Annotated in this window: 11 protein-coding genes, 4 pseudogenes and 1 riboswitch; of the genes and pseudogenes, 12 read left to right on the top strand and 3 right to left on the bottom strand. The window is 35.2% G+C overall.

The genetic code is table 11. The features are described 5' to 3' along the window. From CQZ94_RS23235 to CQZ94_RS23215, 4 genes are all read left to right on the top strand, one after another. Positions 1-536, top strand: a 536-nt coding sequence (locus CQZ94_RS23235; RefSeq protein WP_142395916.1) for a L,D-transpeptidase, incomplete at its 5' end; no start/stop codon positions are given. A 428-nt stretch (positions 537-964) separates the two neighbouring features. Further along, positions 965-1,180, top strand: a complete 216-nt coding sequence (locus CQZ94_RS23230; protein WP_105587268.1) for a hypothetical protein — start codon at positions 965-967, stop codon at positions 1,178-1,180. A 210-nt stretch (positions 1,181-1,390) separates the two neighbouring features. Continuing rightward, positions 1,391-2,020 (top strand): LysE family translocator, encoded by a 630-nt coding sequence (locus CQZ94_RS23225; RefSeq protein ID WP_105587267.1) that lies wholly within the window; start codon positions 1,391-1,393, stop codon positions 2,018-2,020. A gap of 413 nt (positions 2,021-2,433) precedes the next feature. Continuing rightward, positions 2,434-2,820: a DUF1259 domain-containing protein gene (locus CQZ94_RS23215; RefSeq protein WP_142395917.1), complete on the top strand. Its 387-nt coding sequence runs from the start codon at positions 2,434-2,436 to the stop codon at positions 2,818-2,820. Between the two features lie 302 nt (positions 2,821-3,122). Here the strand turns inward: CQZ94_RS23215 and CQZ94_RS32440 are convergent. Next, positions 3,123-3,368, bottom strand: a pseudogene (locus CQZ94_RS32440) (Tn3 family transposase); the annotation flags it as partial. Between the two features lie 297 nt (positions 3,369-3,665). Between CQZ94_RS32440 and CQZ94_RS31870 the strand changes: the two are divergent. From CQZ94_RS31870 to CQZ94_RS31305, 5 genes and pseudogenes are all read left to right on the top strand, one after another. Then, positions 3,666-3,788: a hypothetical protein gene (locus CQZ94_RS31870; protein WP_255834214.1), complete on the top strand. Its 123-nt coding sequence runs from the start codon at positions 3,666-3,668 to the stop codon at positions 3,786-3,788. Positions 3,789-3,967: 179 nt separating this feature from the next. Continuing rightward, positions 3,968-5,212, top strand: coding sequence for an MFS transporter (locus tag CQZ94_RS23205; RefSeq protein WP_105587264.1), 1,245 nt, complete (start codon positions 3,968-3,970; stop codon positions 5,210-5,212). Between the two features lie 14 nt (positions 5,213-5,226). Further along, positions 5,227-6,506, top strand: a pseudogene (locus CQZ94_RS23200) (ATP-grasp domain-containing protein). A gap of 19 nt (positions 6,507-6,525) precedes the next feature. Further along, positions 6,526-6,813: pseudogene (locus CQZ94_RS31865) on the top strand (Tn3 family transposase); the annotation flags it as partial. A 439-nt stretch (positions 6,814-7,252) separates the two neighbouring features. Beyond that, complete coding sequence (locus CQZ94_RS31305) at positions 7,253-7,414, top strand: hypothetical protein (protein WP_164881585.1); 162 nt, start codon at positions 7,253-7,255, stop codon at positions 7,412-7,414. Positions 7,415-7,816: 402 nt separating this feature from the next. On the opposite strand, the gene CQZ94_RS23190 is transcribed toward CQZ94_RS31305, so the two are convergent. Further along, the gene (locus CQZ94_RS23190; protein WP_105587263.1) at positions 7,817-8,209 is read right to left on the bottom strand and encodes a VOC family protein; all 393 of its coding nucleotides are present in this window, start codon (positions 8,207-8,209) and stop codon (positions 7,817-7,819) included. 111 nt (positions 8,210-8,320) lie between these two features. On the opposite strand from CQZ94_RS23190, the gene CQZ94_RS23185 reads away from it, so the two are divergent. Continuing rightward, the gene (locus CQZ94_RS23185; protein ID WP_142395915.1) at positions 8,321-10,630 is read left to right on the top strand and encodes an AAA domain-containing protein; all 2,310 of its coding nucleotides are present in this window, start codon (positions 8,321-8,323) and stop codon (positions 10,628-10,630) included. Positions 10,631-10,705: 75 nt separating this feature from the next. Next, a riboswitch (SAM riboswitch) is annotated at positions 10,706-10,807 on the top strand. A gap of 88 nt (positions 10,808-10,895) precedes the next feature. Further along, a complete protein-coding gene (locus tag CQZ94_RS23180) occupies positions 10,896-12,101 on the top strand; it encodes a M20 family metallopeptidase (protein WP_105587261.1) in 1,206 nt (401 codons plus the stop codon). Between the two features lie 115 nt (positions 12,102-12,216). Here CQZ94_RS23180 and CQZ94_RS23175 read toward each other — a convergent pair whose 3' ends face one another. After that, positions 12,217-12,603, bottom strand: a complete 387-nt coding sequence (locus CQZ94_RS23175; protein ID WP_308727994.1) for an Lrp/AsnC family transcriptional regulator — start codon at positions 12,601-12,603, stop codon at positions 12,217-12,219. A 167-nt stretch (positions 12,604-12,770) separates the two neighbouring features. Between CQZ94_RS23175 and CQZ94_RS23170 the strand changes: the two are divergent. Beyond that, positions 12,771-13,076 (top strand): annotated as a pseudogene (locus CQZ94_RS23170) (SDR family NAD(P)-dependent oxidoreductase); the annotation flags it as partial. Positions 13,077-13,335 lie beyond the last annotated feature (259 nt).

The raw sequence follows: 13,335 nt of genomic DNA, 5'->3' as shown, positions 1-13,335 counted from the left end.
ATGGCTGGGCACTAGATGTTGAAAAAGAAACAAAACAAGTTCAACAAGCCTTTGAGAAAGGTGAAAAATCACTTTCTGCTTCTAATATTCACGGAAATGGGTGGGAGAAGGAAGGGATCGGTTATGAAACAACATCGAATAATGGTATCGGAGACACGTATGCGGAAGTTTCAATTGCAGAGCAACAAATTTGGATTTACAAAGATGGAAAATTAGTAGTTACAACAAATGTAGTAACTGGTAAACATAGCACGAGTGAAGATACATCACCAGGTGTGTGGTACGTCCTATATAAACGAACACCATACACGCTGAAAGGCAGCGCAGTAGGTAAAGCTGATTATGCAGTTAAAGTAGATTACTGGGTTCCGTTCACAAATAGCGGTCAAGGGTTCCATGATGCAGGCTGGCGAACAAACTGGGCGAATAATGCCTATTTAACAGGGGGATCAGGCGGATGTGTTAACCTTCTTCCTAATATTGCAAAAACTGTGTATGATAATTTGAGCACTAATGATCCAGTTATCGTGTACTAGTAAATAGTATCTCGCGTGAAACGATACATGTATCAATAACTTAAATTTATAGAAAAGCAGGAAATCGTGATTGAAGTGAACCCGAATAGTGGTACATGAAAAAACACCTCTTGAATTCGCATACTAAGTATGCAAATTTAATGGAGGTGTTTTTCGTTAGAAGACAAGAGCTCATTACCCAGAAGAAACAAAGTGGAAAGAGATTGAGATGAAAAGAATAGTTATTCAAACCATTCCAGTATGAGACGATTGGAATTAAAATAGTCAATAAAATTGACAATGAATATCATTTTCACTTACTATAGAATCGTCACATTTAATTAGACATGACTTTTTTATTAATGTAATAGATTTCTATTAAGATGTCACTTTCAAGAACTATCACTAAATCTTTTAAGAATTTAAACGTAAGAAAGGGTAAAATAAAAATGAACTGGAAAAAAAGCGGATTATGGATTATTATTTTTTTCATTGTAAAAGGTACGATTTCTACACTTTTAATTGTTACAGGTGCTAAATATTTTGATTTATCATTTATGCAATTTTTAGTACTAATAATGATTTTATTACTGATTTCTCTAACAGGTCGAAAATTCCTTTATAGACATAAACAAAACAAAAAACAAAAAGAGATAGATATATAATGATGCCCCAGAGACCTTTGGATTTCTGGGGTTTTACTTATTCAATAGTGAGTTTTGGGTCCGCAATACGAATGATACACTCCATCAGTTTTATTGGTTGTAAATCAAAAAAGCCACTGATTTTCTTGAATAAATAGAAAATACTTTTCTTTTTCTTTTATTTACTTTAATATCAATAAGGGCACCAAAAAAATAGATAGAGGTGCTAGAATGTACGGTATTATTAATTATGAAGTGTTTTTACTAACAGGGATTTTATTAAATCTAATTCCTGGCGCAGACACCATGTATATTGTGGAGAGAAGTATTTCACAAGGTAGAAAAGCAGGTGTGTATTCTGTTTTTGGTATTATTACTGGTTCTTTAGTTCATACGTTATTGGTTGCTTTTGGTTTATCTATTATACTTACAAAATCCATTGTGTTATTTAACACCATTAAGGTTATAGGTGTTATCTATCTTGTATATTTAGGGATTAAAATGATATTGGATAAGACAAATGTAGCTTTCCAAGCCTCATCCAATAAATTGAACATTAAAAAGATCTATTTACAAGGACTTTTAACAAGTCTTACGAATCCAAAAGTCTCTTTATTCTTTATTGCGTTTCTTCCGCAATTTATAGATACAAAGGCTTCAGGTCCTATGCCTTTTATCATTTTAGGACTTACTTTTACAGTAACTGGACTATTGTGGTGTTTATTTGTTGCTTATTTCTCTTCATATGTCACAAAAAAATTAAGAGGAAATCAAAAGGTAGGAATGATTCTAAATAAAGTAACAGGAATGATTTTTATTGGTATGGGGTTAAAGTTGCTTCAAACGAAGGCTCCTCAATAAACCTGAATAATATAAAAATGCCCCCTTTCAAGAGATGTTATCTTTGATTTAAGCTAATTTCTATATACTAAAAAGTCCCTTCAAATTTGAAGGGGCTTTTGCTTGTTATTTTGGTTTATCTAAATGCAGTCTAAGACATTTTGTAACTAAACATTTGGGGAAGAATGTGTTTCTTGACTTAATAGCTATGGAGTAGCACCCCATACCCATCAAGCTAAAAAGGAAAAACACCTCATAACAAAAAAATTCTGCATCATTTAAACTCGGGTAACTAGTCATATGATCAAGAATAATTGAGCTAACAGATTTCGTTAGATTGCCATCACCTTTTTTGTAACCGAATAGATTCATTACCGTTTCAGACCTATGTATGAATTCATAACCTAACAGTAAAAGGGGGGATGATTGAAGGTATGGCGATTAATGAGGAATCAATTTGTCAACAGTTTGCAAGAATTATCGGCGGCCAAAAAGGATTCGCTGGTGGAAAATGCGTGGCAACAATAAATCGGGATAAAATACAAGCAACAATCTTAGGAAAACGTTTTAGAGTAACAACTTCCTTCTCATTCGAATCAAGAGATAATAAAACTGGACGGGCATTATGTCTAGGCCGGGTAGCACTCTTACAAAAGGAAGTCACTGAATTTGTTGCTACAATTATTAAACAAGGAATAATAGTTTCGTCTATACACAATGAGTGGTTATGTGATGATCCAAATTTGATTTACGTTAATATCGAAGACGTTGATGATCCACTAACTTTCGCAAGAAAAGTCAGAAGAGCGTTATGCAATTAACTAATTTCTTTAGTTAAATGAGTGATTATGTTGATTAGAATATTTCAGAGTGTTGAATGGTATATTTGGAAAATAGATTTAAGTGGATGGTTTTATAAAGTAAAAGAAGGCGTTCCATGTTTGGAATGTCTTTTCTTGATGTTTTTTCTAATGTGGGTTGTTAAATTATTTTAATTGACTATATGCTGCTTATCTTGCAACAACAAGAACTGGGTGAGATACCCTTAGAGTGGAATCGCCAGCATTTCAGAAAAAAACAAGCTAAGCACATTTTAATATAAAAAAAGCTGAATTTTACCCCGTTAAGAGTAATTTTGCTTTTTATTATTTAAAGAACGTAAGGAATGTAAACTTGTTGAATGCAATCCCTCAAACTTATATTCCCCTAAGAAATTGATGTGTTCCCACCTAAAGGCCATATATACGGCATTAGAGCCTCTTTGACCCCACCCTCTTCGCTTCAATTCTTCTGTGGCCTTTTCCATATAGACAGTATTCTATACGCTTATAGCATTAATTATTATGTTAAGTGCACTGGCTCGCTGCAACAAGAAAGCACATAAATGCGAGATCACTGAAAAAGTCCTATATAAAATACTGAAGGAATACCTGGTATATCACTGCTATAAAAGCATCGATCCAATCCAAGTGTATATTTGTGACGAGTGGAATTCAAACCAGATACCTTGGATTCAAAGATTTTTCATCTTCTCCAATCGTGTGAATCTGACTTTGTACAATTACATAACAACTCGTCATTGTAACTTTGTTATCTTGCTGTTACATTCCAAAATGCGTACAACAGCGTGCCTTCAAGGTTATACTGAGGCTGGAGGTGATTCAAAGTGACATATGATTGGAAAATGAATCTGAAACGAACTAATCAATTACAAGACTCTGACAAGTCAATTCCATCCGTCTTTCAATTGAGTTATGAACGAATTGCGGCAGTATTTTTCGGAAGATGAACTTTTCATTAGCCAGGAGAGTTTTAAACATCAAGTCTTCATTTTGGAACTAAAATCGCTTTTATATCAGGTTTCGAATTTTTATGTGGTATAGACATTAGATGAAAGATAGGTTTTGCCTGATCTTACTTATATCGTAAACTTGATAATTTATAAATATGAATTAATGGGGGGTTATTATGAAAGATAGCAAACATTTTAATTTTCACAAGCTTTGGCTAGGACAATCTATAAGTTTGTTAGGTACCCAGTTTACAATAGTAGCTTTGCCTCTTTTTGCATTAGAGGTGCTACAAACAAGTGAGGCAAATGCTGCCATGCTTCGTGGGGTTATATTCTTACCCTACCTAATTTTTGGGTTAGTAGCCGGTGCTTTGATAGACATCTTTCATAGAAAAAATGTTTTGCTAATTTGTAGTATATGTCAAGGTATTTTATTTTTATCAGTATTCATACTGACTGTAACAAATATAATAACGTTCCCTTTATTGGTGTTTCTCATGTTTTTAAATGGAATATTTACCACGTTTTACAACATTGCAATTCCTTCTTTCTTACCGGAAATATTAACAGATAAAGACTACTTAAAAAAAGGAAATGCTCAACTAGCACTTTCGGAGTCTCTTTCTATAGTAATTGGTCCTATGCTAGCAGGAATCGTTATTACTCTAGTTGGATTAACAGGTTCTTTCACTGTTGACGCAGTAACGTATTTTGTTTGTTTTGTGTTTGTATTATTTATTTCAAAGTTTAAACCGCATACAGAAGGCTCTTTAAAAAACGTAAATATAAAATCCGTATACAAAAACATATATGAAGGTTTGATATATTTTAAAAAACACCCTGTATTGGAACCAATTGTAAGCTGTGGTGCTGTTTACGGTTTTTTTAAATACATACTAAATAGCATTTTAGTAATATTCCTTTATAAGGTAATGGGTCTATCTGAACTTGAAATAGGGTTTGTTGTAGGTTCAGCAGCGGTGGGATTTTTAATAGGCAATACGATACTCATGAAAAAAAGTCAACAAATTAATAATACAAAAATGCTTATTTATAGTGCTACTGTATCAGTTACCGGTCTGGCCGTTATACCGATAATGGGATATATGGGAACCGTTTACGGTATAGTAGCTGCAAGTATCATACATGGTATGGGAGAAGGTGTATTTGGCCCTTACGCTGCAACCATACGACAACTTGCCTCACCAAATCACATGCTAGGCAGAGTAAATGCTGTACAGCGTACGCTTAATTGGGGAGCTTGGGCATTGGGAAGTTTTGCTAGTGCATTTTTAGTTTCTATATTTGGGCTTCAAACTACGTTATTTATAGGGGGCTTCGGAACAACATTGTGTTTAGTGGTGTTGTTAAGACGAGGTGTATCAAAAGGAACTGACATTGAATATACGAGTTCATTTTAGAGGAGATGATTATGATGTATAAGGTATCAAAAGGCACTGACATAGAAAATACACCACACATTTTATTTATAGGGGGATGGACAAAACCTATACAAGATGCTTTAGACAGTGGGTATACTGTTTCGTATATAGGGTCTTACACTAAACATATATATTTTGATGGTGCTATCTTAGAAAAGTGTTTCTATAAAAAAGAAATAGACACAACAAACATACCTTTGTGTGTGTACTATGCTGAAGAATTATACAAAGAGAAACCATTTGATGTGGTTGTATCTTTCAACGAAACAGCCTTAGATACAGCTTGCATAATTGCAAAGATTTTTAATGTTAAAGGACCTTCTTACAATGCTAATCTGATAACCCGCAATAAAGACATGATGCGTGAAATTCTAGCAGACAAAGACTTTTCGATAGATTCGACAGTTTGCAATAACATTAAAGACATTAATGAATTTTTGAACAAAAAAGATAGTATTATATAAAACTCCCGATTGGCGCAGGTGGTAAAGGTGTATCTAAGCTAGACACGGGAGATGACGTAGAGGTATTTATTAAAGATAATGGTATTCAACTACCTGTTTTAGTGGAAGAGTACATTGGAGGTGATGTAGTTTATACGGTCGAAACCGTTTCTTATAACAAAAAACATTCTATACTAGCTATATCAGCTGAAGTATTTAAAGAAGATACGTTTATAATAAACTATACTATTATGCCGGCACCTATAGATGAATCTCAAAAAAAATTAATTATGGAGAAAGTAATGCTATTTTTGGACGATATGCAAATGGAAAACGGCATTACTCATACAGAAATAAAGATAGACAAACAAAATAAGCCAATAATCATAGAGTCTCAAGTTAGAATAGGTGGCGGCAACATATGGAGAATGGTGGAACTAACAACCGGCATATCTCAATTTGGATACTATTATGATGCGTTAGCTACTGAGACTATAGATGAATTTAGATGTGTACCTTCAAAATGTCAAGCTATGTCTTTAAGCTTGATTCCAAAACCGGGTTGCTTAAAAGAAATCAAGTATAAAGAGTTAGCTAACATATCCGAGGTCGTATTAATTGATCTATTAGTAAAAGAGGGCGACATCATACCAACTATTGTAGACAGTACTCAACGCAAAGGAAGTATATTATTTACGGCTAATGATATAAAACATATGTACGAAGTTGCAGAGAAAATATGTGACAATATAACGTTTGTTTATCAGGATTTGTCAGAATGGAAACCTTCTTTTAAAAAGAATGTGGCACATGACTGGTCTATTTCATGAAAAAGGACAATTTAAACCACGTGTGTCTATTAACGGACAATTGGATAAGGGTGAGGCCACAAATGCATTAGCTAGAGCTATATTTTTCGATAAAAATGGCGAATTAAGAGAACGAGCCAGGGCACTTAACATAATAATTAATGCTATAAACATATGGAATACAGTTTACATGGAAAAAGCAGTAGAAGAACTGAAGAAAAGGTGAATTCCAAGAAGATTTAATGCCGTATAATGGCATTTAGGTTGGGAACGTATCAATTTCTTAGGAGAATATAAGCTTGAAGAATTGTATTCCACCAATTTATAAACATTACTTCCTTTAAATATTAATGAGCCGGTTTACTCTTAGAGGGGTAAAACTCGGCTTTTTTTGTATTAAAATGTGCTTAGCGTGGTTTTTTTTCGAAATGCTGGCGGAACCCCATCGCTACCATGTAAAGAAACACATTCTTCCCCGAAACGAAATTTTAGCTTGATGGCGATGAGCCCTCGATTGTGGAAAACCTCCAGGCTTCTATTAGCTGGTTAGTTGAAGAAGAATTTGTTCCATAACCCCTAAGTTATTATAATACAAAAAATTAAATTCTCCTCCTGCAATCCCTTCAAATCGGTCAATCTCCGTCTTTTTAATTCCCTGAAAGTTGCTAAATAACTATGCCATCTCTAGCAAAATAATTAACATATCCTATGTAAGAAAGTTTAGGTGGCTAATAGCATATGTTTTATTGAAAGGATGTGATTGAATTATGGATCGGCCGAACTGGGGAATTGGAGGATTAGTATTCGTTGGCTGCATGTTTCTTGGTGGAGGAGTGGGATCTATGTTAGGAAGTACCCAAACTGGATGGCTAATAGGAATGGGTGCTGGATTTCTTGGGATGGCTTTAACGAGACTGATTAGAAAGTAATATAACGGGGGATTCTTCTTCCAGTAAATAAGGAAATATGCATGTAAGTAATTGCTTACATGCGAGCTCTATAAATTATAGTTAGAAGCTTCCCTTTTTGTATTTGTCTTTTCTAAATTTCTTCCATACATAGATGTGATTCTCAAATCGGAGGAGGGCACTTTAGGGTGTCTTTTTTTTATGCTCTCTAAAAATGTCTTAACATATAATATCCGAGTTTTGCCGTCAGTCCCCGATGCCCATCAAGCTAAGGTTTTAAAATAACCCCAAAATAAAAACCTGATATCTCTACGATTATTTATCCCGCTATTTTTGGGAGATTAACTGCCTGTAAAAGTCCGATTGGTACGGGCTAATAATGAGAGGGGATGGACAAACCCCCCCTCTGATTAAAGTTTCACTTTATCTCTCCGTCTCAAAAAACTCAATCCACTCCCCGTCAGGGCCAGTGAAGAATATGTAACGTGTTCCATCCGGTAATGTTTCGATTTCATCTCCAAGTAAAAATGTTACTCCGTGTTTCTGTATTCTTTCGATTTCATCTTCTAATGAATCTACCTTAAAGCAAATGTGATGCACTTTTCCTTCTGCCGGAAGAGAAGAGTTGTAACCTTCAATTAGTTCGAGTATCGTTTCTTTTGATTCTTCTACACCTAAAAAAGCGAGTTTTAAGTCTGGGTTTGGATGCCCCATCCGTTTAATGAGCTGTAAGCCGACTACTTCCTCATAAAATGAAATAGATGTTTCTAAGTTTGCGACCATAAGTCCGACGTGTTCAATTCTTCTGACTGGCATGTGCACTCCTTCTTTCTGAAAATTATATATAAAATAATATTGAAAATTAAGAAAATAAGCAAGATAAAAACCTTACAAATTTTAACGTGTAATATGGTATAGTGAGAAAGTATGTTTGGGGAGAAGGAAGGAGATTATACTATGAATACAACTACTCAAACTCCTTCATTATCGGAAACGATGAAAGAGTGGCATTATGCATTAGCATATGAAATTAAACATTGGAAGACGATAGGTGGTAGTAAAATTTCTATCATTAACGGTCGTTTCTTATATACAGATTATGAAAGTACAGTATACGTATTTCAGCTTATTTCGGAAGTAAGCTTACCGGAAGGTTCACCAATTCGAATTGAGTTCGATGGTGAAGAAGCGACGGGGGAAGTATTATCTGTACATGGATTAGAAATAGAACTGAAGTTAAATGATTATATACAAGGTGAAATAAGAGAAGCTGTTTTATACAGTGAACCGTGGCAACTTTTAGAGCAACTGCAAGAGCGATTGAAAGAGGCGCATAAAGATAAGTTGAAACGTAATCGTATAAAGCGTCTTGTTGATGGGACGAGTAGTCCGAAGCATATTGAGAAGATGAAAAATACGAAAAATGAATTGGCGTATCGTTCATTTTACAATCCGACAACGTACGTGTGGGGACCACCGGGAACAGGGAAGTCTTACAATTTATCGCGTATTATTTCTGCTCATTATCAAAAAGGAAAATCGGTACTTGTGTTAGCTCATAGTAATGCGGCTGTGGACGTATTAATGAGTGAAGTAACGAAGCAAATTGAGAAGAAGAAGAAATGGACACCTGGCGAAATTGTTCGTTACGGTTATAGTCAACATGAACATATACGAAATCATGAAACGTTACTTGCGTCGAAGTTAGTTGAAACGACGAACGGATCTTGGGGAGAAGAAAGACTCTATTTAGAAGAGACACGACAAGATCTTCGTGAAAAGATTTTATCATATAAAGCGACTTCTGCTGATAAGAAGCGTATACAAGAGATTGAAAGTGATCTTCGAAAGCAAAAAGCGAAAATTAAAGAAGTAGAAAAAGAATATATTGAAAATGCAAAAGTAATCGGTGCAACGCTATCAAAATGTGCCATTGATTCACTTATTTATGAGCGCACATTTGATTTAGTTGTTGTAGATGAAGTAAGTATGGCATATGTTCCGCAAATCGCATTAGCTGCTTCTCTTGGAAAACGTATTGTCGTTTGTGGTGACTTTTTACAATTACCTCCGATTGCGATGGCAAACCATGAACTCGTTCGAAAATGGCTCGGTGAAGATATGTTTTATCATGCAGGGATTGTTAATTCTGTAAATAAATCAGAAGCACATCCCAACCTTTTTATGTTGCAGGAACAAAGACGTATGCATGCGGATATATCGAAGTTTACGAATTCATTTATTTATAAAAATAGAGTTTACGATCATCCATCTGTTTCAGAGCGTAAAGAACTTGCGAAACTACAACCGTTCGCAAATGAAGCTAGTGTTTTATTTGATACGAGCTTAATGGGAGCTTTTTCTTTAAAAGACGCTGCTTCAGGTTCGCGTTTTAATATTATGTCTGGGTTAGTAGCGATGCAAATGATGTTAATTGGATTGTTAGATGGTGTTCAATCTATCGGTGTAGTTACGCCGTACAGGGCGCAGTCCCGCTTTTTATCAACGTGCATTAGAGAAATGTTGCAGAGAACGAAATATCAAAACATACCAGTTTTAGCGGCGACAGTTCATAAGTTTCAAGGGTCTGAAAGAGATATGATGATCTTTGATACGGTTGATAGTTATCCGCAAGAACGTCCTGGTGTGTTATTCTTTGATCATAAAAACCATCGTCTCGTCAATGTAGCAGTTACGAGAGCGAGAGGGAAGTTCATTCAATTATCAGATTGCCACTACATGCGTAAAAATTTATCGAGAAAACAAGCGTTATCACAATTAACAGCCCATATAGAACGTCACGGAGATGTATATGATCGTACGACATCAAGACAAGTGTGGGAGCGGAAAATATCGAAACGTTTACGTTGGTTTATGGAAATGAATCTTGAAGAGCCGAAAGGACTACTAAAAGATATTTTAGCTGCAAAACGTCAAATTATCATTTCACTTCCAAGCACAAGGCAAGTAGATAAAAGAGTATGGCAAGCGTTAATGCGTACGAATGCACAAGTAACGGTATATAGTGATGGACCAGTTCCATTAAAAAATATAAAGTTACAAAGACAAAACAAAGCATACCCGTTTATAGTAATCGATGATGAAATCTTTTGGGCAGGGGCACCGCTCACATCTCAAATGATGTTTGAAGGTAGTACGGAATTCCCGTACATATGTGCAAGACTACAAGCACCGGAGACAATTGGCGTATTAAAAGGGTTTTTAGATATTCGGTAAATTCGGATAGGAATTCCTTGACTTTTGCCTGGAATGAACTTAGAATAAAAATAATTTAATATAATTTTATGAAAATTCTTATCACGAGAGGTGGAGGGACTGGCCCTACGAAACCTCGGCAGCGGATTCTATATGAATACTGTGCCAATTCCAGCAAGGTAACTTGAAAGATAAGAAAGAAGCTCATTTTGACTGTATATGCCAAAGCCTCTTTCTATCTTTTAGAAAGAGGCTTTTTTACGTGAAAATAAAAGGAGGAAGAAAAATGGGAGCGACAGGAGTAACGTCACAAAGAAAAACAATTACTGAAAGTATAGAAAGAAATAAGGAAAAATACATAAAAACAAGTCATGATATTCATGCGAATCCGGAGATTGGTAACCAAGAGTTTTACGCATCAAGAGCATTAAGTTTACTGTTAGGAAGCGCAGGATTCCAATTGCAACATAATATAGCTGGGCATGAAACAGGCTTTATCGCAAGAAAAAGTTCCGGAAAACAAGGGCCAGTAATCGCATTTTTAGCTGAGTATGATGCTTTACCAGGACTCGGCCATGCGTGTGGTCACAATTTAATCGGAACAATTAGCGTTGCAGCAGCGATCGCATTATCAGAAACACTTGAAGAAATCGGCGGGGAAGTTGTCGTGTTCGGAACACCAGCAGAAGAGGGTGGGCCAAATGGTAGTGCGAAAGCGAGTTATGTAAAAGCAGGTTTATTTAAAAATATTGATGCGGCGCTTATGATTCATCCGAGCGGAAAAACAGCGACGACGAGTCCATCACTAGCGGTCGATCCACTAGATTTTCATTTTTACGGGAAAACAGCTCACGCAGCAGCTTCGCCTGAAGAAGGAATAAACGCATTAGATGCGATTATCCAGCTTTATAACAGTATTAATGCACTTCGCCAACAACTTCCATCAGATGTGAAAATTCATGGAGTCATTACAGAAGGAGGAAAAGCGCCTAATATTATTCCTGATTACGCATCGGCACGATTCTTTATCCGCGCAGCAACAAGAACAAGATGTGCTGAGGTAACAGAAAAAGTAAGAAATATCGCACAAGGTGCAGCACTAGCAACAGGTACAAAAGTGAAAATTCATCAATTCCAAAATGAAATCGATGAATTGCTCGTAACAGAAACATTTAATGACGTCGTAGCCGAAGAACTAGAACAACTTGGTGAAGATGTAAACCGTAAAGAAAGAGTAGGAATCGGCTCAACAGACGCAGGAAACGTAAGCCAAGTCGTACCGACAATTCATCCTTACATTAAAATTGGGCCAGATGACTTAATTGCTCATACGAATGAATTTAGAGAAGCAGCTCGTTCAGAACTAGGTGATAAAGCGTTAATTACATCGGCAAAGGCATTAGCGAATACGGCATATCGATTAATTACGGAAGAAGGGTTGTTAGAGAAGGTGAAGGAGGAGTTTAGGGAGGTGCAGAGGAATCAGGGGTAGGTGGTTAAAATACTTTCGATTTGAATAACAGGTTCTCTTTTCGAAGGGAAATCTAATTAACAAGTAAAAACGCAATAAAAAAGAACATTGATTTTTCAATGCTCTTTTTTATTTACTAATCATTTATTTCCTCGTTATTTTGATAACAAATCTCTTCAGCAATTTCTTGGATGCGATTTAGTTTAATACCATCTCTTTGTTCAATAGATAATGGGTGATCTGTTACTTCAGGAGCGGCATTAAACAATTGGATAAAATCAGAGCATTGGCTCGTTTTAAACATAATGAATGCTTGAATGTTTTTATTAATTTTGGAAGGCTCAAATTTTGTTCTGTAAGCCGCTATAACTCCTTGATCTTCAAGTTTGTTAATCAGTTCTTTTGCAGCAGGCTGCGTCATGGATATAATCCGTCCTATTTCTGAAACAGAAATTCTCGCATTTTTATATAACAGGTTCATAATTTTATGATCGATTTCATCCAATTTTACTGCGTTTTGCATTGTGTAGCCTCCTTATTTCATTTTCTAAAGTAAATCGTAAATTACAACTATAATATCATGAGTTAACTAACTGAATTACCTATAAATCTGTATTTTAAATTATTGATATTTCAATAAAAATATAAGTATAGGATTTTATCAAACGAAAATTGAGGAAGGATGGAAAAATGAAAAATCTTGATGGGAAAGTAGCGTTAGTAACAGGGGCGAGTCGTGGAATTGGCCGTGCCATTGCAAAGAGATTGGCGAAAGAGGGTACATTAGTTGCGATTCACTACGGCTGAAATAAAACAGCTGCAGATGAAACGATTAAAGAGATTGAATCTAATGGAGGAAAAGCTTTCTTAGTTGAAGCTGAGCTCAATTTATTTGATGGTGTCGAAAAACTAGTAAAAGAATTAAAGAATGAACTGCAAGAGAGAGTTGATACATCAGAGATTGATATTTTAGTAAACAATGTAATAATGAATACAAACATCTAAAGCAATATGATAAAAGGTTGGTGGTCCTCCATGCCCATCAACCTTTTATTATGAAGTAATACCTGAACGTATTATATTATTGTTTTTTATTAACAAACATAAAAATGATTTATTTGTTTTATTGATAATTCCTAAACACTATTGTAAAATGTTTGCATATATATAAACTAAATTAATTTACGTTTGATTTTATCGGAAGAGATAGGAAGTATTAATAACAATAAAATAATGAGTATATCACCTACAAAGA

This window comes from Bacillus sp. MYb209 (genome assembly GCF_002975175.1).
Classification (GTDB): domain Bacteria; phylum Bacillota; class Bacilli; order Bacillales; family Bacillaceae_G; genus Bacillus_A.
Note: the sequence above shows the minus strand (reverse complement) of the source record. Positions and strands in the feature narration are given on the sequence as shown.

Coding starts and splice junctions, on each gene's coding strand:
- CQZ94_RS23180 (WP_105587261.1), top strand. CDS start 10,896: ATGGGAGCGACAGGAGTAACGTCACAAAGAAAAACAATTACTGAAAGT.
- CQZ94_RS23175 (WP_308727994.1), bottom strand. CDS start 12,603: ATGCAAAACGCAGTAAAATTGGATGAAATCGATCATAAAATTATGAAC.
- CQZ94_RS23185 (WP_142395915.1), top strand. CDS start 8,321: ATGTTTGGGGAGAAGGAAGGAGATTATACTATGAATACAACTACTCAA.
- CQZ94_RS23225 (WP_105587267.1), top strand. CDS start 1,391: ATGTACGGTATTATTAATTATGAAGTGTTTTTACTAACAGGGATTTTA.
- CQZ94_RS23190 (WP_105587263.1), bottom strand. CDS start 8,209: ATGCCAGTCAGAAGAATTGAACACGTCGGACTTATGGTCGCAAACTTA.
- CQZ94_RS23215 (WP_142395917.1), top strand. CDS start 2,434: ATGGCGATTAATGAGGAATCAATTTGTCAACAGTTTGCAAGAATTATC.
- CQZ94_RS23230 (WP_105587268.1), top strand. CDS start 965: ATGAACTGGAAAAAAAGCGGATTATGGATTATTATTTTTTTCATTGTA.
- CQZ94_RS23205 (WP_105587264.1), top strand. CDS start 3,968: ATGAAAGATAGCAAACATTTTAATTTTCACAAGCTTTGGCTAGGACAA.
- CQZ94_RS31305 (WP_164881585.1), top strand. CDS start 7,253: ATGGATCGGCCGAACTGGGGAATTGGAGGATTAGTATTCGTTGGCTGC.